General features: G+C 60.2%; 22 protein-coding genes and 1 riboswitch. Of the genes, 4 read left to right on the top strand and 18 right to left on the bottom strand.

The features are described from left to right. Positions 1-63: 63 nt before the first annotated feature. Complete coding sequence (gene hemW, locus ACGHP1_RS12560) at positions 64-1,146, bottom strand: radical SAM family heme chaperone HemW (protein ID WP_154258969.1); 1,083 nt, start codon at positions 1,144-1,146, stop codon at positions 64-66. Positions 1,147-1,257: 111 nt separating this feature from the next. Between hemW and ACGHP1_RS12565 the strand changes: the two genes are divergently transcribed. Beyond that, a complete protein-coding gene (locus ACGHP1_RS12565; protein WP_097775049.1) occupies positions 1,258-1,968 on the top strand; it encodes a Bax inhibitor-1/YccA family protein in 711 nt (236 codons plus the stop codon). Positions 1,969-2,297: 329 nt separating this feature from the next. After that, positions 2,298-3,056 carry a peptidoglycan DD-metalloendopeptidase family protein gene (locus ACGHP1_RS12570; RefSeq protein WP_390509540.1) on the top strand — a complete coding sequence of 253 codons (759 nt, stop codon included), beginning with the start codon at positions 2,298-2,300 and terminating at the stop codon, positions 3,054-3,056. A gap of 112 nt (positions 3,057-3,168) precedes the next feature. Here the strand turns inward: ACGHP1_RS12570 and ACGHP1_RS12575 are convergent, their stop codons facing one another. Both ACGHP1_RS12575 and ACGHP1_RS12580 read right to left on the bottom strand, forming a co-directional pair. Continuing rightward, a complete protein-coding gene (locus ACGHP1_RS12575; protein ID WP_097781505.1) occupies positions 3,169-3,744 on the bottom strand; it encodes an ATP-binding cassette domain-containing protein in 576 nt (191 codons plus the stop codon). After that, entirely contained in the window at positions 3,738-4,505 is a 768-nt protein-coding gene (locus ACGHP1_RS12580) for an ABC transporter permease (protein ID WP_390509542.1), read from the bottom strand. The genes ACGHP1_RS12575 and ACGHP1_RS12580 overlap by 7 nt, the downstream gene beginning before the upstream one ends. 351 nt (positions 4,506-4,856) lie before the next feature. On the opposite strand from ACGHP1_RS12580, the gene brnQ reads away from it, so the two are divergent. After that, positions 4,857-6,137, top strand: coding sequence for a branched-chain amino acid transport system II carrier protein (gene brnQ / locus ACGHP1_RS12585; RefSeq protein WP_390509544.1), 1,281 nt, complete (start codon positions 4,857-4,859; stop codon positions 6,135-6,137). 52 nt (positions 6,138-6,189) lie between these two features. Here the strand turns inward: brnQ and ACGHP1_RS12590 are convergent, their stop codons facing one another. The 6 genes from ACGHP1_RS12590 to thiW form a co-directional block, all read right to left on the bottom strand. Beyond that, a complete protein-coding gene (locus ACGHP1_RS12590) occupies positions 6,190-7,575 on the bottom strand; it encodes an alanine/glycine:cation symporter family protein (protein WP_390509545.1) in 1,386 nt (461 codons plus the stop codon). A gap of 233 nt (positions 7,576-7,808) precedes the next feature. Further along, a complete protein-coding gene (locus ACGHP1_RS12595) occupies positions 7,809-7,946 on the bottom strand; it encodes a hypothetical protein (RefSeq protein ID WP_294648096.1) in 138 nt (45 codons plus the stop codon). Between the two features lie 254 nt (positions 7,947-8,200). Then, a complete protein-coding gene (gene thiC, locus ACGHP1_RS12600) occupies positions 8,201-9,511 on the bottom strand; it encodes a phosphomethylpyrimidine synthase ThiC (RefSeq protein ID WP_044953845.1) in 1,311 nt (436 codons plus the stop codon). Positions 9,512-9,713: 202 nt separating this feature from the next. Then, the gene (thiE, locus tag ACGHP1_RS12605; protein WP_390509546.1) at positions 9,714-10,349 is read right to left on the bottom strand and encodes a thiamine phosphate synthase; all 636 of its coding nucleotides are present in this window, start codon (positions 10,347-10,349) and stop codon (positions 9,714-9,716) included. Then, positions 10,336-11,157: a hydroxyethylthiazole kinase gene (gene thiM, locus ACGHP1_RS12610; RefSeq protein WP_207698394.1), complete on the bottom strand. Its 822-nt coding sequence runs from the start codon at positions 11,155-11,157 to the stop codon at positions 10,336-10,338. Before thiM ends, thiE begins: the two co-directional genes overlap by 14 nt. A gap of 15 nt (positions 11,158-11,172) precedes the next feature. After that, positions 11,173-11,688 (bottom strand): energy coupling factor transporter S component ThiW, encoded by a 516-nt coding sequence (gene thiW / locus ACGHP1_RS12615; protein WP_005943210.1) that lies wholly within the window; start codon positions 11,686-11,688, stop codon positions 11,173-11,175. Between the two features lie 291 nt (positions 11,689-11,979). Continuing rightward, positions 11,980-12,087: riboswitch (TPP riboswitch) on the bottom strand. 190 nt (positions 12,088-12,277) lie between these two features. Here thiW and ACGHP1_RS12620 point away from each other — a divergent pair. Further along, complete coding sequence (locus ACGHP1_RS12620; protein ID WP_097776355.1) at positions 12,278-12,559, top strand: hypothetical protein; 282 nt, start codon at positions 12,278-12,280, stop codon at positions 12,557-12,559. A 162-nt stretch (positions 12,560-12,721) separates the two neighbouring features. On the opposite strand, the gene ACGHP1_RS12625 is transcribed toward ACGHP1_RS12620, so the two are convergent. From ACGHP1_RS12625 to cobT, 9 genes are read right to left on the bottom strand one after another with little or no spacing between them, the layout of a single operon-like run. Next, positions 12,722-13,396, bottom strand: coding sequence for a precorrin-8X methylmutase (locus tag ACGHP1_RS12625; protein WP_097781499.1), 675 nt, complete (start codon positions 13,394-13,396; stop codon positions 12,722-12,724). Beyond that, the gene (locus ACGHP1_RS12630; protein ID WP_390509547.1) at positions 13,393-14,889 is read right to left on the bottom strand and encodes a cobyric acid synthase; all 1,497 of its coding nucleotides are present in this window, start codon (positions 14,887-14,889) and stop codon (positions 13,393-13,395) included. Before ACGHP1_RS12630 ends, ACGHP1_RS12625 begins: the two co-directional genes overlap by 4 nt. After that, entirely contained in the window at positions 14,886-15,953 is a 1,068-nt protein-coding gene (locus ACGHP1_RS12635; RefSeq protein WP_332376614.1) for a threonine-phosphate decarboxylase, read from the bottom strand. Before ACGHP1_RS12635 ends, ACGHP1_RS12630 begins: the two co-directional genes overlap by 4 nt. Beyond that, complete coding sequence (gene cbiB, locus ACGHP1_RS12640) at positions 15,950-16,903, bottom strand: adenosylcobinamide-phosphate synthase CbiB (RefSeq protein ID WP_390509548.1); 954 nt, start codon at positions 16,901-16,903, stop codon at positions 15,950-15,952. The genes ACGHP1_RS12635 and cbiB overlap by 4 nt, the downstream gene beginning before the upstream one ends. Then, positions 16,900-17,499 carry a histidine phosphatase family protein gene (locus ACGHP1_RS12645; RefSeq protein WP_207698399.1) on the bottom strand — a complete coding sequence of 200 codons (600 nt, stop codon included), beginning with the start codon at positions 17,497-17,499 and terminating at the stop codon, positions 16,900-16,902. Before ACGHP1_RS12645 ends, cbiB begins: the two co-directional genes overlap by 4 nt. Further along, entirely contained in the window at positions 17,493-17,813 is a 321-nt protein-coding gene (locus tag ACGHP1_RS12650; RefSeq protein WP_005943245.1) for a bifunctional adenosylcobinamide kinase/adenosylcobinamide-phosphate guanylyltransferase, read from the bottom strand. The genes ACGHP1_RS12645 and ACGHP1_RS12650 overlap by 7 nt, the downstream gene beginning before the upstream one ends. Beyond that, positions 17,810-18,562 (bottom strand): adenosylcobinamide-GDP ribazoletransferase, encoded by a 753-nt coding sequence (locus ACGHP1_RS12655; RefSeq protein ID WP_390509550.1) that lies wholly within the window; start codon positions 18,560-18,562, stop codon positions 17,810-17,812. The genes ACGHP1_RS12650 and ACGHP1_RS12655 overlap by 4 nt, the downstream gene beginning before the upstream one ends. Further along, positions 18,559-19,080, bottom strand: a complete 522-nt coding sequence (locus ACGHP1_RS12660) for a bifunctional adenosylcobinamide kinase/adenosylcobinamide-phosphate guanylyltransferase (protein ID WP_390509552.1) — start codon at positions 19,078-19,080, stop codon at positions 18,559-18,561. Before ACGHP1_RS12660 ends, ACGHP1_RS12655 begins: the two co-directional genes overlap by 4 nt. Continuing rightward, positions 19,074-20,138 carry a nicotinate-nucleotide--dimethylbenzimidazole phosphoribosyltransferase gene (gene cobT / locus ACGHP1_RS12665; protein ID WP_207698402.1) on the bottom strand — a complete coding sequence of 355 codons (1,065 nt, stop codon included), beginning with the start codon at positions 20,136-20,138 and terminating at the stop codon, positions 19,074-19,076. The genes ACGHP1_RS12660 and cobT overlap by 7 nt, the downstream gene beginning before the upstream one ends. Positions 20,139-20,142: the final 4 nt, after the last annotated feature.

Genomic DNA, 20,142 nt, shown 5'->3' on the forward strand with positions numbered 1-20,142 from the left:
TAATACGAGTATATCATACCAGAATCGACACGCAAAAGCAATGTTCTGCCGTATTTCTGCCAATTACAACAGCTGGGCAAGGATGCTGTTCTGCACGATGAGACCCGCCGGGGTCAGGGCAAGGGTGCGGCCGTCAAAGCTTGCATAGCCCGCCCGGACGCAGTTTTGCACAAAGGCCAGCTGTGCGGTGGAAAATTCTTTCCCGTAAAGTTTTTTGTATGCATCCAGCGAAAGGCCTTTGCGCAGACGCAGCTGTAAAATAAGGTAGTCCTCTGCGCCGCAGCTGCCGTCCATCACCGGGGCGGCGGCATCGTTCAGGAAAGCGGCGGTGTCCGGCGGGTAGTAGAACCGTCTGCCGCCCATGCAGGAGTGCGCCGCCGGGCCAAGGCCCAGATAGTCGCCGCAGTCCCAGTAAATGAGGTTGTGTCTGCCCTCATAGCCGGGCTTTGCAAAGTTGGAGATCTCGTACTGTTTGTAGCCGTGGTGTTCCAGCTGTTCCACTGCATAAAGGTAAAAATCGGCGGCTTCATCGCCGGTGGGCAGGCCTTCGGGCGGATGTTTACCAAAGGCCGAATCCGGCTCGATCTTCAGCAGATATGCCGAAATATGGGTAGCCCCACCACCCTCGATCAGTTCCAGCGTTTCGTCAAACTCAGCTTCGGTGTAGTGGGGCAGTGCCAGCATGATGTCGCCGCTGATGTTCGCAAAGCCTGCCCGCCGGGCGGCGGCAAAGGCAGCCCGCGCCTGCTTTGCTGTATGCGGTCTGCCCAGCGTGCGCAGCTGGGTATCCCGGGCAGACTGCACCCCGAAGGAGATGCGGTTCACGCCCGCCTCCCGGAAGCCTGCAAGACTTTCTTCCGTCACCGTCTCCGGGTTTGCTTCCAGTGTGATCTCGGCCCCCGGCATCGGCCGGGCCGCATCGATCAGCCGTTTTGCCTGCTCCGGGCGCAGCAGGCTGGGCGTGCCGCCGCCAAAATAAAGGGTGTCCGGCTGCAGAGGTGCTTCCGGCGCAAAGCGGGAAAGCTCCCGCAAAAGAGCCTCCACATAGGCATCCGGCACGCCGCGCTCACCGGGATGGGAATAGAAATCGCAGTATCTGCATTTGGAAAAACAGTAGGGTATGTGTAAATAAAGCCCAAGAGACATACAATATCACAGCCTTTTTCATGAAACGTTCATTTCTATGCAGTATACTATATTCCGTAGACCGGAGCAAGGAAAAAGTGTTCCGGCAGAAAGAGACTGGAGGAGTCCCATATGGATTACAATTACAATGGTTACGATCGAGGCTACACGGAGCCTGCCATGACCTCGGCTGACTATATGAACCGCACCTATCGCTGGATGGCGGTAGGCCTGCTCATCACCTTTGCCGCGGCGTTCGTTACAGCCGCTACCCCGCTGCTGTACGTTGTCAACTCGCTGTATCTGGTGTTCACCATCGCAGAGCTGGTGCTGGTGTATGTGCTCAGCTCCCGCGTGCAGAACATGTCGGTGGGCGGTGCAAGAGCCACCTTCTTTGCCTATGCACTGCTCAACGGCATGGTGCTGAGCTACTACTTCCTGATATTTGATCTGGGCACCCTGGTGCTGGCCTTCCTTGCCACCTCGCTGTACTTCGGCCTGATGGCGGTCTACGGCACTACTACCCACAAGGATCTGTCCGGCTGGGGTCCCAAGCTGATGATGGGCCTGTTCGCGCTCATCATCACCGGCTTTGTGGGCATGCTGTTCGGCATGAGCTTCCTTACCACGGTGCTGTACAGCGCTGTCGGTCTGGTGGTGTTCATGCTGCTGACCGCCTATGATACCCAGAAACTGAGCCAGATGTTCTCCTACTACGCCTATGACGGCGAGCTGGCCGAGAAGGCTTCCATTTACGGTGCACTGACGTTGTATCTGGACTTCATCAACATTTTCCTGTATGTTGTGCGCCTGCTGGGCATGAACAGCCGCCGCCGCAACTGATTTTTGATCCGCAAAGGCTCTCCCGAAAAGGGAGGGCCTTTTTGTTTGGTAATATCATTTAGAATATCCTCCGCTTCGCTCTGGGTATCAACACAGAAGGCCACAGAGGGAAGATGCATTTTCCGGCTGCGGCCCTTCCTGTGAAAGTGCAGCCCAGCCAGACCCGCAGGTCTGGCTGGGCTGCTATATTACAAAATATCATTTCCTCTAAATATGCCCAGAGCAACGCGAAGGGCATTTAAATAAAAGAATGCATAAAACCTGCCCTGCTGTCCCACACTAAGCCCAGAAGCAATGCGTACACAATGCAGCAGATGGGAGTAACGACAATGGAGCAGATCAAAAAGTTTTTGCGCAGCAGGGGCTTTACACTGGCACTGCTGGCCTGTCTCGTCGCAGCCGCAGCGGCGGGCGTGTGGGCAGTGCGCACCGTGCGGGATGAACTGAAAAAGAGCTACGACGACCTGACGACCCCGCAGGAAGAACCTGCACCGGAGCCGCAGCTCACCCTTGACCCACAGGAGGACGATGTATGGCAGCAGCCCGTGACCGACGCCGCAGAATCTGCGGCAAATGTACCCAAGCCCGCATCCTCTGCGTCCTCTTCTGGGGCGCAGTCTGGCTCTGGTTTGGTGCACGAACCCTCCGCACTGCAGGGCGCATCCTCGCCTGCCAGCAGTTCAGCTGCGCCTGCCTCCACGCAGCCCGTCTCGGGCAGGGTCTTGAACGCCTACAGCGGCGATGAGCTGGTGTACAGCAGCACCCTTGGCGACTGGCGCACCCACAACGGTGTGGACTACGCCTGTGCGCAGGATGCGCAGGTGTGTGCTCCCGCCGCCGGTAAGGTGACCGCCGTGGACACCGATAGCCGCTGGGGCAGTGTGGTGTGCATCGAGGACAGCGCCGGGCACCTGTGGCGGGTGTGCGGCACTGCCGGCCCCACGGTGCAGACCGGCGATGAAGTGAGTGTGGGCCAGATACTTGGCCGTGCAGGCAGCATTCCCAACGAATGCGCCGAGGAGACGCATATCCATCTGGAAGTACTGCAGGGTGAGCAGTACCTTGACCCGGCAAAGCTGCTGAACTGATGCAGTTCGCCGTATCCCCTGCGTATTTTTCAGTAAAATATTCCAAGCAGCAAAAAATCGGAAAGGCCGTTCTGGTCTTTCCGATTTTTCATTCTATAGGATAGATGCAGGCTCAGGCATTTTCCAGCTCAACCACCGGCCAGCCCAGAAGGCGGATGGCTTCGCGGTCGTGGGTAGCCAGCAAGACAGGCTTTTCTCCGCAGCGCTCCCGCAGCAGAGCCGCAGCAGCGGCAAGGGTGTCCGGGTCCATGCCGGTAAAGGGTTCGTCTAACAGCAGCGTATCGCTGGCGGCCCACAAAGCCCGCAGCAGAGCCGTGCGGCGCTTCTGTCCGCCGGAAAGCCGTGCTGCAGGCAGGGCCAGTGCGGCAGCATCCATGCCAAACTGTTGAAAATCTTTTATGATTTGCTCCTTGTATTGTTCTGCACTGCCGGGCAATACCAGCGTCACGTTCTGCACAGCTGTCAGCTGCGAGCAGAGCCGGTCTTCCTGAAACACTGCTGCCACCCGGCCAACGCCCTGTACTATGCCAGAAGTGGGTTCTTCCAGCCCCATGAGGATGCGCAGCAATGTGGTCTTGCCCCAGCCGCTGGGTGCCCACAGTACCGCCGGGCCTTCCACCGTGAGGCAGAGATCCCGGAACAGCGTTTTCTCCCCGAACTGTTTTGTCAGATGCTCGATGGTCAGCATTGCGGCACCTCCCCGGTCACGGCGCGGGTCACGCAGTCCAGAAGCAGCAGGAACAGCTTTTCAAACCCGGCGCTGAGCAGGATGATCACAAACGTCCATGCGAACAGCTCTCCGGTGGAAAGGGTGATCTTGGCCCGGTAGAGTGCATCGCCGATGCTGCCATTGGGCAGGCCGATCACCTCAGCGGCAACACCGCTCTTCCAGCAGATGCCAAGGGCCACGCTGCATCCCTGCCGGAAGGCCGGCAGCACCGCAGGCAGCCACACAGCCCGCAAGCGGCGGGCAAACGGCATGCGGAACACTTTTGCCATTTCCAGCAGCTGAGGGTCTGCGCTCCGGATGCCGGTGCGCACCGCGCCGTACAGCACCGGCAGCACCATCAGAAAGCTGATGAGCACCGAAAGCGATGCTCCCCGCACCCACACCAGCGCCAGAATGATGAAGCTTGCCACCGGCGTGGCCTTGACCAGCTGCAGCACCGGTGCCAGCAGCACCTCTGCCGCGTGCCACGCCTGCGCCGCCGCAGCCAGAAACACGCTGACTACCACGCCCAGCCCGAAGCCCAGCAGGATGCGTCCGGAGCTGAAACCCACCCGCTGCCAGAACTCTGCCTGCGGCAGAAGCTGCAAAAGGGTGCGCAGCGCCTGCACCGGCGAGACCAGAAACACCTCCTGTCCCACGGCCATGGCAGCGCACTGCCACACCGCCAGCCAGAAGGCCGCAGCGCCCAGCCGCTGAAAAAATTGTTTATGTCGCTTCATAAACTTACCTGCTCCTGATTACAAATAAATGCAGGACGGCAGGGTGTTTCTTCAGCGAATGATCCGAGGATAGGACCCTGTTGCCATAAGGCAACAGGGCGGGAGTTGGAAGCCCCGAATTTCGCGGAGAAAGCGCCCTGATGGCCTGCCCAGTTCTACATTATACATTATAATACCATATCTCTTTCCAAACTCCAATGACCCGTGCATCATGATGCATAAGAGCTTATCATGCCTGTCATTACTTTTCTTCACGTTTTTCTTTCTTGACATGAAATCAATAAAACGATAAACTGAACTGTATAAATCTCTGTCATCTTTGATGCAAGAAAGAAATGAGGTGTCTGTCCTATGCAGAAGCTCTCCGGCAAAAGCCTGCTTTTGGTCAGTTTTACGCTATTTTCCATGTTTTTCGGAGCTGGGAACCTGATCTTCCCGCCGCATCTGGGCGCGCAGGCGGGCGTGAATCTTTGGCCCGCCTTTGCGGGCCTTGCCGTCAGCGCCGTCGGCCTGCCCATTGCGGGCGTGGTGGCTGTGGCACGGGCAGGCGGTCTGGACAAGCTTGCCGGCCGGGTGCATCCGGTGTTCGCCATGGTGTTCACCATTCTGGTGTATCTTTCCATCGGGCCCTGCCTTGCCATCCCCCGCACCGCCAGTACCTCCTTCCAGATGCTGGTGCCGCTGATAGGCGGCGGTACCGGGCTGCAGCTGGCCTACTCGGTGCTGTTTTTTGCAGCGGCCTTTCTGGTGGCGCTGCGGCCGGAAAAGCTTACCGACTGGCTGGGCCGCATCCTCTGCCCCTGCCTGATCGTGCTCATCGTGGTGCTGTTTGCCGGGTGTCTCATCCATCCGCTGGCGGCACACTACGGCACACCCAGCGCAGAGTACGCAGCCCTGCCCGCTGTGCAGGGCATCCTGTACGGCTACCAGACCATGGACACGCTGGCCGGGCTGAACTTTGGCGCGGTCATCGCCCTGAACATCCGCGCCCGGGGTGTCACAGAAAGCCGTGCCGTGGAAGGCGGCACCATCCGGGCCGGTTTTATTGCAGGCGGGCTGATGCTGGTGGTCTACGCCATGCTGGGCCACGCCGGGGCCGAGACCGGCACGGTGTATCCGGGCCTTGCCACCGGTGCCGAGGTGCTCACCGCTCTGGCACAGCAGCTGTTCGGCCGGGCGGGCCTTGTGCTCATTGCGGCCATTTTTGTGATCGCATGCTTCAACACCTGCGTGGGCCTGATCGCCTGCGTGGGTCAGTATTTTCATCAGCTTCTGCCCCGCATCCCCTACCCTGCCCTTGCCGCTTTTTTTGCTGTGGCCAGTATGCTGGTATCGAACCTCGGCCTTGCTGCCATCATCCGGCTGTCCACTCCAGTGCTGAACGCCATTTATCCCGCAGCCATCGTGCTGATCCTGCTTTCCTTTATGCCGGGCCTTGAAAAGCACCGGGCGGTGTATCCGCTGTGCATGGGCCTGACCGCCCTGCAGAGCATCGCCGCTGCGCTGCCGCTGGGGGCAGTATCTGCCGCCGCCAACGCTCTGCCGCTGGGCAGCATGGGCTTTGGCTGGGTGCTGCCTGCGCTGGCCGGGCTTGCAGGCGGGCTGCTTTTAAACAAATCTGATCTGCAATAAAATAACCTGAAAGGCCCGGTTCCCATGTTACAGGGAGCCGGGCCTTTGCTATTTACTGCAGTTTTTTGCGTTTTTCGTAGTCGTTCAGGGCGGCAAGCGCTTCCTTTGCCATGGGCACCAAGGCTATCATGTTGAAAATGGTCATCAGGCCAATGCCCACGTCGCCCAGATCCCACACCACCGTGTAGGCCTGCATACCACCGATCACCAGCATGGCCAGCGCGATCAGCTTATACACGGTCTGGCTCCACCAGTTGTCGCCGCACAGATAGGCCACATTGCCGCGGGCATAGTACAAAACGCCCAGAAAGGTGGAAAAGCTGAACAGCGCCAGCGTGAACGCAATGAACACGACACCAAAGCCGCCCAGATGGTACTGCAGGGCAGTCTGCAAAAGGTCCATGCCCGCAAGTCCTTCCGTAATCTCCTGCGGCACCAGCAGCATCAAAAAAGCCGTGCAGCTGCAGATCACCACCGTATCGATCAGCACGCCCAGTGCCTGCACAAAGCCCATCTTGACCGGATCGTCGCACTCTGCGGCGGCAGCTGCACAGGGTGCCGAACCGCTGCCCGCTTCGTTGGAGAACAGGCCGCGCTTGACACCGTTCATCAGCACAGCACCAAAGCCGCCAGCCACGGCCTGCCGCAGACCGAACGCTTCCGCAAAGATGCGCCCGAACACCGCCGGGAGCTTGGGCAGGTTGAACAGCACGATGCCCACGGTGATGACAAAATAGCACACCGCCATGATGGGCACCATCACATCCAGACTTTTCACGGTGGCATTCTTGCGCAGCACGATCACCGCCGCAATGGCCGTGAGCACCAGTGTGGTAGTAAGCGGCGGAATATGGAACGCATTTTCAAACGCAGAACTGACCGAGTTGGAGATCACCTGACTGATACCGCACCAGCAGATGAGACCAGACACCGCAAACAGCGCCGCTACCACAGAGCGTTTGAGCTTTTTGCCGCGCCTGCGCTCCGCCAGCACATGCAGATAGTAGGCCGGTCCGCCGCGCCAGCCGCCGTACAGCGGGTCGGGCTGGCGGTATTTCTGGGCAAGGGTGGATTCGATAAAGGAGGTGGACGCACCCAGAATGGCAGTGACCCACATCCAGAACACCGCACCGGCACCGCCTGCAGAAACAGCGGCCACCACGCCCACCAGATTGCCCATGCCCACGCGGGTGGCGGTGGAAATGACCAGCGTCTGGAAGGAGGAAAGGCCGTTCCTGCCTTGCTTTTTCTCGCACACGGCGGCGATCATATCCCGGAACAGCCGCACCGGCAAAAGACGGGTGCGGCAGGTGAACCAGATGCCCGCCGTGAACAGCAGCACCACCATGAAGGAAATGCCGATGCCGCCGCCCAGCGGGATGGTGAATAGATCGCCCCACAGCAGGCGATAGACGGATTCGATAAGATTTACCAGCAAGGCAGATTCCTCCTGTAGATCAATGGAATGAAGACGATAACTTCATTATAGTACAGTACAGAAGAATTGTAAAATCTAAAATATTGATAGAAATAATCGATGGAACAGGATAACTTGACAAATCACATAGCTTCGATTATACTACAAACAGAAGGGGCGCTGACTGCAAAGGTCAGCTTTCCATCCCGTTAGTCAAAAAGATTGACCGCTCGAGTTGGGGAACTGTGAGGCGGTCAATCTTTTTTGTTATCATCGCTTTTTATCTGGGAAAACTTTGCCATGACCTCAACGGTCAGACGGATCACATCCACGACCAAGCTCAACAACGCGAGAATGAACGTGAGCAATGCGAGAGTCTCCAGCAGATTCATTCGATATCCCTCCCTTCGCCTTCAAGGCTCCGGGCAGGGTACTTTCAAAAAAAGTTTCCTCCCGGACCTCTGCTTGTTCTATGTAGAAATAGAAAAACCAGCGATACGGGATAGAAAGCATGACCACCAATTTTGCAATCAGCGCCTTATTGTTATTTTAACACAATCTTTTGGGAATTACAACAAAAGCCGCCCGGCGGTCATACCGGGCGGCGGAGGAAGATGCGCGCTGCTGCGCGCAAAACAGAAGATTTTTACAGAATGTCGATGTACTCACCGGCCAGCGCCTTGTTCATGCTGCGCACGGCACAGAACTTGCCGCACATGCTGCAGGTGTCGCTGTGGTCGTCCTCCGGCAGGCGGGCATCGCGGATGGCCTTTGCGGTCTCCGGGTCCAGTGCGCAGGCGAACTGTGCATCCCAGTCCAGCACACGGCGGGCATCGCCCATCTTATCGTCGATGTCCCGGGCGTGGGGGATGCCCTTGGCGATATCGGCGGCGTGGGCAGCGATCTTGGAGGCCACGATGCCCTGCTTCACATCGTCCACATTGGGCAGAGCCAGATGCTCGGCGGGGGTCACATAGCACAGGAAAGCTGCACCGCTGGCTGCAGCCACAGCGCCGCCGATGGCAGCGGTGATGTGGTCGTAACCGGGGGCGATATCGGTGACCAGGGGTCCCAGCACATAGAAGGGTGCGCCCATGCAGATGCTCTTCTGCACCTCCATGTTGGCAGCCACCTGATTCAGGGGCACATGGCCGGGGCCTTCCACCATCACCTGCACGTTGTGTGCCCATGCGCGCTTGGTCAACTCGCCCAGACGCACCAGTTCCTCGATCTGGCACACATCGGTGGCGTCAGCCAGACAGCCGGGACGGCAGGCATCGCCCAGCGAGATGGTCACATCGTGCTCGGCGCAGATCTCGCAGATCTCGTCAAAGTGCTCGTAGAAGGGGTTCTCGTTGCCGGTCATGCTCATCCATGCAAACACCAGAGAGCCACCGCGGCTGACAATGTTCATCTTGCGCTTGTGCTTGCGGATCTGCTCGATGGTCTTGCGGGTGATGCCGCAGTGCAGGGTGACAAAGTCCACACCGTCCTCTGCATGCAGGCGCACCACATCGATGAAGTCCTGTGCGGTCAGCTCAGCCAGATCGCGCTGGTAGTGGATGACCGAATCGTACACCGGCACGGTGCCGATCATCACCGGGCACTCGTGGGTCAGCTTCTGGCGGAAGGGCTGGGTGTTGCCGTGGCTGGACAGATCCATAATGGCTTCGGCGCCCATGTTGACGGCGCTCATCACCTTCTGCATCTCCACGTTGTAGTCCTTGCAGTCGCGGGAGACACCAAGGTTCACGTTGATCTTGGTGCGCAGCATGGAGCCGACACCCTCGGGGTTCAAACACTCGTGGTGCTTGTTGGCCGGGATGGCTACCTTGCCCTCGGCCACCCACTGGCGGATCTCCTCGGTGGTGCGATACTCTTTTTTAGCCACGATCTCCATCTGCGGCGTGATGATGCCCTTGCGGGCAGCATCCATCTGGGTAGTATAAGTCTGCATACGCTCTGTTCCTCCAAATGACAGTTTATCTCTGAACAGCAGGGTGCTGGTCATACAAGGGTAGGGAAAGGCAGCCGTCATTCAGAAAAAACAGAACGTTCTGGATGCCGGCACCTGCGCAAAATACGCTTTTCATGTTGGTTTTCTCCATGAATTTTATAACGCGGCCCAAGGTGGTGTCCCCGGTTTGCCGCAGGATCGGTCAGATGATCTGCTCCGACAGGGCTTTCAACTCTTTGCACTCGGTCTCGATGTCGTCTGCTGCAAAGATGGCGCTCACAAGGGCCACGCCATCCACACCGGTGCCCTTGAGCTGCAGGATGTTCTCCTTGTGGATGCCGCCAATGGCCACCACCGGGATGTCCACGGCATCACAGATGGCCTTCAGGGTCTCGTGGGGCAGAACATCCACATCGGTCTTGGTGTGGGTGGCAAAGGCTGCGCCCACGCCAAGGCAGTCTGCGCCGTGCTTGACGGCTTCCCGTGCTTCCTCCACACTGTGGACGGAAACGCCGATCATCATACCGTCGCCCACACGGGCGCGCACCTGCGCTGCGGCCATATCCTCCTGCCCCACGTGCACACCCTCGGCGTGGCAGCGGATGGCAATGTCCACATTGTCGTTCACAAAGAACGGCACGCCGTAGCGCTGGCACAGAGCATGGATCTCCACAGCCTCTTTCAGAAAGGCTTCGTCGTCCAGCTCTTTTTCACGCAGCTGCACACAGGTGACACCGCCCTTCAGGGCGCTCTCCACCTGTTCATAGAGGGTCTGTTTGCCCACCCATGTGCGGTCGGTGACGGCATACAGAAGCATGTTCTGCTTATCGCACTTCATAGTTTGCTCCTTCTTCCAGCTGATCCGGGGTCATATTGTAAATGGCATCGATGATATAATTGCGGTAGGTGGAGTTGCCGTCCAGCGGGGTCAGGCGCTTGTGGGCGGTCTCGCCCGCAAGGCCCATGGCGCACACTGCAGCTGCAGCAGCTTCCAGCGGATGACCGGGGTTGGCGGTGACGAACGCCGCCGTCAGGGCCGAAAGCTGGCAGCCCGTACCGGTGATGCTGCTCATCATGGCATTGCCGTTGCGGATGCAGTAGGCTTTTTCGGCATCGGCCACGATGTCGATGGCACCGGTAATGGCAATAACGGCACCCGTCTGGGCTGCAAAGGCCTTGGCAAAGGCCACGGCAGAATCCAGATTTTCCTCAGTAACTTTATCGGCCACATCGGCATCCACACCCTTGGTGGTTCCCGCGCCGGAGGCCAGCGTTTTGATCTCCGAGATGTTGCCGCGGATCACGGTGAACTTTACGTCCCGGAGCAGGCGGAAAGCCGTGTCGGTGCGCAGGCGGGACGCACCCGCACCCACCGGGTCCAGCACCACAGGATGGCCCAGCTGGTTTGCCTTTTTGCCCGCCAGCAGCATGCTGGTGATGGTGCGGCTGTTCAGGGTGCCGATGTTGATGTTCAGCCCGCCGCAGATGGTGGTGATGTCCTCCACCTCGGCGGCATCGTCGGCCATGATGGGCGAAGCACCGCAGGCCAGCACCATGTTGGCGCAGTCGTTCACGGTGACGTAGTTGGTAATGTTATGGATGAGCGGGCAGGTGCGGCGCAGGTTCTCGAATTCTGTTTTGAACATTCGGGTGCCCCTCCGTCAGGAAAGGCTCTTCTGCATGCTGTGCAGAGCGCCGGAGCGCTGCAGGCTGTACACCAGCACGCCCGCAATGATGGAACCCACTGCAGTGGAGATGAGGAACGGCACGATGTAGGCATAGAACGCGATGTCGCCGGCGCTCTTGCCCATGAGGAAGATGGCCACCGGGTAAGCGCACAGGCCGCCCAGAATGCTGGTGCCGAACACCTCGCCCACCATGGTGGCAAGGATGTTTTTGGTCTTATGGTACACAAGGCCGCACAGCAGTGCGCCGAACATGCTGCCGGGGAAGGCCATCAGGCTGCCCAGACCCAGCAGATTGCGCAGCAGCGAGGCCACAAAGGCTACGCCCACGCCCCACCACGGGCCAAGCAGCACCGCGCAGGTCACATTGACCATGTGCTGGATGGGTGCACATTTGCTGCCGAACATGGGGAAGCTGAATACGCTGCCCACCACGCACAGAGCGCACAGCATGCCGGCCAACGCCAGCTTTTTCACAGAGATTTTTTTCATAAGGCAAGGCTCCTTTCCAAACCTGCGGAAGCAGCAAAAACCATACAGCGCCTCCGCAAACAGCCCGCACCCGGTGCCAGACCCGGCGCAGGAACTATAAGAAGCGGTCGAGACTTGCTGGTCTCCTCTCACGCCGGAACACGGCTTCCCATCGCTGACGGTCACAAAGCTCAGGGCGCTCCCCCTCAGCCCGCTGCGGCACTTCCGCAGAAAAGTACAAGGCATCCTCCTTAATGGTAATCGGTACACAACAAAAAAACAGGAGACACCTTCCGCGGTGCCTCCTGCAAAAAATCATCCATTCTGACTTCCTACGGCGGCATTATCCGCATCAGGTAAAAGGGTCGAAGTTTGGGCACTTCCTCTCAGCCTGCTTCACAAGCTCCCCTGTATTTGATTGTGACTGTATTCTACACCCTTTGCGCACAAATTGCAAGAGGGGGCAAAGGCGCGCACAGCGGTGCAAAACGTTTTTCACGCAGGTTTTGGGGCGTTTCACGCAGGTTTTATTGAAAAAGAAGGTGAAATATGGTATTTTCAAGGTGGACACAGCACGGATATTGTTCTGGTCTGCACCAATGATACACGAATGGACGGTGGCCTGGGCCTTACCATTACGGGTATGCGCAATGTTACAATCACGGGAAGCAATGCAAAAGGCTCGATGCTGGTGTGGAACACCGCAGGCAGGCCCGAACCCGCAGGCGCACCCGCCTTTGCGGATGTGACCGACCCTGATATGGCCAAGGCCGCACAGTGGTGCACCGAGCAGGGCACCATGGCTGCCAAGGGCGACCGCTTTGAGCCCGAAGGCTGGACCCCGAAGTTCAAGGTGATCGAAGTGTGGAACAAGGCGTTCCCCGCAGCCTGATGCCGGCAGTGTGGATGCCGTGCTCGGTTCGGACCTTTTCCGTGAAAATGGGGCTGTTGCAAAATAGCTCTCTGAAAAAATCATGAACAAAACCCGGAACCTTTTCTCGGCCAAAACGGCTCAAAAAGGGTTCCGGGTTTTTGATGTTATGCTGTTTCCGCCTTATCCGTTCCACCCTCTGGCAGAGGGGTCCAGCATTTCGGCGGCAGAGTAAATGAGGGCGTTGCAGATGGCTGCAGCCACATTGCTGCCGCCCTTGCGGCCCATGGCGGCGATGGCAGGCACGCCGTATCGCTCGCAGGCGGCAAACAGTACTTCCTTGCTTTCCACCACATTCACAAACCCCACCGGCACGCCAATGACCAGTGCAGGCCGCAGACCGGCTTCCATTTCCTCCGCAATGGTCAAAAGGGCCGTGGGCGCATTGCCAATGGCCAGAATGGCCCCCGGGTGCTCCCGGGCAGCGCGGTGCATGGCGGCAACGGCACGGGTGGTGCCCGCCTGCTTTGCGGCTTCGGCCACAGCGGGGTCTGCCATGTAGCAGATGGCTTCACCGTTCAGTTTTTTCAGGCCCGGCTTTGTGATGCCCGCCAGCGCCATATTGGTGTCGGTAACGATGAAAGCACCCGCGTGCAGGGCCTTGACTGCGGCTTCCACCGCGCCGGGTGTAAAGCGCAGATTTTTGGCATAGTCGAAATCCGCGGTGGTGTGGATGACCCGCTTGACCACCGCAGCCGTCTCCGGCGGCGGGGTCAGGCCCAGCTCGTCCAATTCCCTTGTGATAATGGAGATGCTCGTCCGTTCAATGTCGGCGGGCAGATGATGCTGCGGTGTCATGTGTTGTCTCCTTTTTGCATTCCCATAGCGGCATAGATGGCGGGCATATCCAGTGCCGCACGCACACCATCGGCAAGCAGATCAAACTGCTGCTGACGGTACTGCTCCATGGGGATAAGCTCGGCCCCGGCCGGATCGATGCCCTTCCGTTTGCACAAAAATGCGGTCAGTTTTTCGGTCAGTTCGCCGGTGTCGAACAGGCCGTGCAGGTAGGTACCGAATACACCGTCCTGCACACAGCCCTCCGGCGTGCCGTCTGCAAGGATGCAGAACGCACTGCCCCGCACCTCGGTGCGGCCTGCGTGGATCTCGTAGCCCGTCAGCTTTGCGCCTGCAAAGGGTTCTGTGGTCACACAGGCTGCGGTCTGGGTCAGGTGCTTTTCGGTGCCGAACACCGTCGTGGTGGGCAGCAGGCCAAGGCCCCGCAGGGTGCAGGGGGTACCGCTCTCCTCCCCTGCCGGGTCGCAGAGCTGTTCGCCCAGCATCTGATAGCCGCCGCACACGCCCAGCACCGGCGTACCGGCTGCCGAAAGCCTGAGCACCGCCGCTTCCAGTCCGCTTTCCCGCAGCCAGCGCAGGTCGTCCATGGTGTTCTTGGTGCCGGGCAGGATGACGAGATCCGGTGCACCCAGCTGGCGGGTGCGCTGCACATACCGCACGCCCAGCAGCGGGTGCTGTTCCAGCGGGATAAAGTCGGTGAAGTTGGATACATGCGGCAGGCGCAGGATGGCGATATCCAGCGGCTTGACCGCAGCTTTTGTATCCAGCCGGTCGGAGAGAGAATCCTCGTCCTCGATCTCCACCCGCAGGTACGGCACTACGCCCAGCACGGGCAGGTGTGTTTTTTCTTCCAGCATGGCAAGGCCGGGCCGCAGGATCTCCACATCGCCCCGGAACTTGTTGATGATCAGGCCCCTGATGCGGGCACGCTCGTCGGCTTCCAGCAGCTCCACAGTGCCGTACAGCTGGGCGAATACGCCGCCCCGGTCGATATCGCCCGCCAGCAGCACCGGCGCATCCACCAGCTTTGCAAGGCCCATGTTGACGATATCGTCGGCTTTCAGGTTGATCTCCGCCGGGCTGCCCGCGCCTTCGATCACGATAATGTCGTTCTCGGCGGCAAGGCTGTTGTAGGCTTCCAGAATGTCCGGGATAAGGCTGCGCTTCATCCTGAAATAATCGGCGGCAGACATCTGGCCCCGGGCCTTGCCGTTCACGATCACCTGACTGCCCACATCGCTGCTGGGCTTGAGCAGGATGGGGTTCATGCGCACATCCGGCTCCACGCCTGCAGCCTGTGCCTGCACCACCTGCGCACGGCCCATCTCTGCACCGTTGCGGGTGACGAAGCTGTTCAGGGCCATGTTCTGGCTTTTGAAAGGGGCCACGCGGTAGCCATCCTGCGCAAAGATGCGGCACAGCGCCGCGCACAGCAGGCTTTTGCCCGCACCGCTCATGGTGCCCTGCACCATAATGCATTTTGCCTTGCTCATTGTGCCACCTCCGGCAGGGTTTCGGCCAGCAGTACAAGCAGCTGCCGGTTCTCGTTTTCTGTGCGCACGGCGGTGCGGTACCAGCTGGCATCAAGGCCCGGATAATTGCCGCAGCTGCGCAGTACTGCACCCTTGCGGCGCAGCGCTTCGCCCAGCGCTTCCGGCGCGCGGAACAGCAGATAGTTAGCCCGGCCCTCGATCACCCGCAGGCCCAGCGCCCGCAGGCCGTCTGCCAGCACAGGCCGCTGTGCTTCGATCAATGCACGCACCTTCGCCACATATTCCGTCTCGTCCAGCGCAGCAATGCCCGCCGCCTGTGCCAGACTGGAAACCGCCCACGGCTGGCCCGCTGCCTGCATCCGGGCAAGCAGCTCTGTATCAGAGCACAGGCAATAGCCCAGACGCACGCCTGCCATGCCGTAAAGCTTGGTGAAGGCTTTTAAAATAATCAGTTTTTTGCTGTTTTTCAGCAGATGCTTTGCCGAAAGGCCTTCGCCCTCCGGCAGAAAATCCAGAAAGCATTCGTCCACGGCCAGCACCGCACCCACGGCTTCGCATCTGCGCAGCAGCGCTTCCACAAGGGCAGGCTCTGCCAGCTGGCCGGTGGGGTTGTTGGGCTGACAGAGGAATACCATATTTGTACCCGGGTGCACCGCGTTCAGGAGATCTTTCGTCACCGCAAAATCGTTTTCTTCCCGCAAAAAATGCCGTTCCACCGTGCAGCCTGCCGTTTCAAGGGCGGTGGCGTACTCGGCGAAGGTGGGTGCCGTCACAAGGGCGGTACGGGGCTTTGCAGCCAGCGCCAGCCGGAAGATGAGGTCTGCCGCGCCGTTGCCGCACAGCAGCCATTCGGCGGGCACTCCCTCAGCCACCGCCAGTTTTTCAAGCAGGGCCCGGCACAGCGGGTCGGGGTAGCGGTCTGCCGTGGCAAGCGCTGCCGTAATGGCCTTTGCCACCCCTTCCGGCAGGCCCAGCGGGCTGACATTGGCCGAAAAATCCAGCGGGTCGCGGCCAAACTCGGCGCGGTAGCCCGCCCAGTCGCCGCCATGGGTCAATTGTTTCATGCAAGGAACCCCCGTATTGCTGCACCCCATGCCAGCGCAAAGCCGCTTGCCACATACATCATGCGGTTGGCGCGCAGGATGTCCTGCGGTTCAATGGGGCGCAGGGCATCACCGATGGTAGGCTTGGGGTAATATTCGCCAAAATAGTAAGCCGGGCCGGCCAGCTGCACGCCCAGTGCACCGGCGCAGGCGCTTTCGGTCTGGGCGCTGTTGGGGCTGGCGTGGTTGCGCCGGTCCCGCCGCCAGATGCGCCATGCGCCCTTGGCATCGTTGCCGGTAAAGGCCGCAGCGGCCACCCACAAAAGGGCGGCAATGCGGCTGGGGATGTAGTTGGAAAGGTCGTCCAGCTTCGCGGCTGCGCGGCCAAAGTAAAGATACTTCTCGTTTTTGTAGCCCAGCATGCTGTCCATGGTATTGATAGCCTTGTAGGTCAGCGCCAGCGGTGCCCCGCCGATGAGCATATACAGCAGCGGCGCAATGACGCCGTCGCTGGCATTTTCGGCCACCGTTTCCACCGCGGCCTTGGTCACGCCCTCGGCGGTCAGGTCCTGGGTGTCGCGGCCCACGATGCGGCTCACGGCTTTGCGGGCAGCGGGCAGGTCGTTCCGGACCAGCTCGTTATACACATTTGTGCTCTCCTGCGCAAGGCCCTTGGCTGCCAGCGCCTGCCCGCACCAGAACATCTGTACGGCAAGGCCCAGCCACGGGCTGAGCTTTGCCGCCGCCAGACACACAAGGCTCGTGACCAGAAAGGTGCCCACCGGCAGGCAGAACGCCGTCACGGCACCGCCCAGCAGCTCGCCCTGCGGGGTGCCGGGCAGGCGGGCGCGCAGGAATTTTTCCAGCCGGGAGATGCATCTGCCCATGAGCACCACCGGGTGCGGCAGCCACGCCGGGTCGCCGAAGAGCGCGTCCAGCACAAAACCGCCGACAACTGCCTGAAGGATCATGCCTTGCTCTCCTTTGTGTACTGGACGGTCTTCACGAGATACAGCAGATGCTTTTCCGTCCAGTCCTTTGCATCCAGCACAAAGCCGCCCGCGTTGGGCCCGCACCATGCGTAATAGTCCCTGTGGGGGACGGCAAACCGCTCCATGGCGGCCATCTGGGTGCCGCCGTGGGCCAGAATGACCAGCCGCTCTTCGCCTGCGGCAAGAGCTTTATCGATCAGCTCTGCCACGGTGCGGCAGATGCGGTCTGAAAAATCTGTCTTGCGCTCTCCGTCCGGGCAGGGGCTTTCGCAGTTGGCCTTCACCCATGCCTGATACTCGGGGTCCTTTTCCATCTCGATGAAATTGCGGCCCTCAAAGCTGCCAAAGCACATCTCTTTCAGGCCGTCCACCGGCACAAGCTTTGCCTCCGGGAACAGGATGCGCGCCGTCTGGCTGGTGCGCTGCAAGGTGGAAACATAGACCACATCGGGGTCAAAATCTGCCCGGCGCAGCTGAGCAGCGCCTTCGGGTGAGAGCGGGATATCGCGCTGGCCCTGATAACGCTTCTGGGCGTTGTATTCCGTCTGGCCATGACGCAGAAGATAGATCAGCATTGAGACAATTCTCCTTTCAAAACCGTGGGGATGCCGCAGAACATCTGCACCACGCACTCTGCCCGTGCGGCCAGCAGGCAGGCAAGCCTGCCCGCCGCCTCGCGGTCTGCGCGCTGTTTGACATCCATCGGCACAACACCGCCGCCTACCTCGGTGGCGATGAGGATATCGTATTCATGGGCAAGCTTGTCTGCCAAGGCAGGCAGGTCGGCGGCATCGGCAGCCAATACCTGCACGTCCGAAAGACGCTTGCCGGGAAGTGTTTGCGCAAAGGTGCGCTTGCCGCTGTAGAGCGGCCCGGTAATAAAGATCATAGCAGCCCTCCCCACTGGCAGGCACACAGCGCCGCCAGCATCCAGAGCTCGGCCTTTTGCAAAAACCACCCGGCAAGGTCGCCGGTGATGCCGCCGAACTGCTTCCAACTCACGGCATGGTAGCGCCAGAGCACCGCCAGCGCTGCCAGCACCAGCGCCCAGCCGCCCAGCGCCGCCATGCCCACGCACAGCACTGCGGCCAGCACCGCCAGCACCCGGCGCACCACAGTTTTGTCTGCTGCAGTGGCAAAGGTGTGTGCAAGACCGGTGTTTTTTGCCATGGGGAACGATGCCACCGCAAGGCCCGAAAGCGCCCGTTCCAGCACCAGTGCCAGAACCCACAGCACACCCACGCGGGGTGTAAAACTCACACAGGTGCACAGGGCAAAATAGGCCAGAAAATAGCTGCACAGTCGGATGACCGCAAAGGCACCGCAGTGGGGGTCTTTTAATATTTCCAGCTTCTTTTCTCGGTCGCCGTAGCTGGAAAGGGCATCGCAGGTGTCGGCATAGCCGTCCAGATGGATGCCGCCGGTGATCCATACCGGGATCAGCGCAAAGCCCGCCGCCTTGGCAAGGCCCGGCAGGGGCATCGCGCCGCACACGCACCATGCCGCCCCAATCACCGCACCGATGAGCGGGAAGGCGCACATGGCATAACGCATATTCTTTTCGTTCCAGTCGAACTGCGGCACCGGGATGGCTGAAAACATGGCAAAGGCCACCGCAATGGTCTGCAAAACGATCATTTTTCCACTCCTTTATAGTACACAGGGATGCCGCATACCACCCGCACCACCGCATCTGCCCGGGCGGCAAAAGCATTGTTTACCTGCGCCAGTGCCAGCAGATAGCGGCCTGTGTCACCGGCATAGTCGGCCCCGCCGCTGAACACCTCGTTGGAAACAACGATGAGGTTTTCGCACTGGGCTGCAAGGCTTTCCAGCCCGTGCAGGATGGCTTTGGCCGCGTTTTCCCCTGCTCCCGCCGGGTCGTACAGCTCGTTGGCGGCAAGGTTGCCAAGGTCTTCCAGCAAGGCGGTGCCCCGCGCAGGCAGGCGCACATTGTCCAGATGCAAGGGACACTCTACCGTCACAAACTGCTTTGCGGCCCGCATTTTGCGGTGCTTTTCTACCCGGGCGGCACACTCGGCATCCCACACCTGCATGGTGGCAAGATAGTAGCGGGGGCCAGTGGTCCTGAGCACAAGGCTCTCGGCATATTCACTTTTGCCGCTGGCCGCACCGCCCAGAACCAGCGTCAACATTGGGGCGTATACGGCGCAATGCCGCCCTCCGCAAAGGAGTAGCACCCGCCGTATACGGCCAGCGCCATATCCCACAGCGGGATGCTGGCCACCGCGCCGGTGCCCTCGCCCAGATGCAGCCCCGCCGTAATGATGGGTGCCTTGCCCAGTGCTTCCAGCACGATGCGCGCGGCAGGCTCTGCCGAGCAGTGGCTTGCAAACACAGCCTTTGCCGCCGCCGGGCACAGCCGCACGGCGCACAGCGCGGCCACCCCGCTGATAAAACCATCTGCCAGCACCGGCACCCCGGCCAGCGCCCCGCCCAGAAAGATGCCGCACAGGCCCGCGATGTCAAAGCCGCCCAGCTTGGAAAGCACATCCAGCGGGTCCTCCGGATCCGGCTCATTCTTCAGGATGCCGCGGCAGATGGCATCCACCTTGCGGGCAAGCCCTTCGTCCGAGAGGCCCGCACCGCGCCCGGTCATAAGCTCCACGGGCTGGCCCAGCAGCACTGCCGCCACCGCGCTGGAGGTGGTGGTATTGCCAATGCCCATTTCACCGGTGGCAATGAGCCTGTAGCCATCCTCTGCCAGTTCCCGGGCAAGGGCAATGCCCTCCCCAACGGCCTGCACCGCCTCAGCCCGGCTCATGGCAGGGCCTTTGGTAAAATCCGCCGTGCCTGCGGCAATGCGGCAGCTGCGCACGCCGGGCACCGGTTCGCCTGCCATGCCCATATCCACGGGCAGAACATCGCAGTGGGCCGTGCGGGCCATCTGGCACACGCTGGTGCGCCGCATGGCAAGGTTTTCGGCCACGGCACGGGTCACTTCCTGCCCGGTCTGGCTCACGCCCTGCGCCACCACGCCGTTATCCGCGCAGAGCACCACCACCACCCGGCGGGAGAGATCAAGCTCCGCACTGCCGGTAAGGGCGGCGGCATCCTCCAGCATGGTCTCCAGCCGGCCCAACCCGCCCAGAGGCTTTGCAAGGCTGGCCCAGTGGGCGTGTGCCGCCGCGCGGGCAGCTTCGTTGGCAGGGGTGATACCCGCCAAAAGTGCATTCAGTTCCGTTTCGGTCATTTTG

Origin of the sequence: Faecalibacterium sp. i21-0019-B1 (assembly GCF_042852915.1) — a bacterium.
In the GTDB taxonomy this organism is placed as follows: Bacteria; Bacillota; Clostridia; order Oscillospirales; family Ruminococcaceae; genus Faecalibacterium; species Faecalibacterium taiwanense.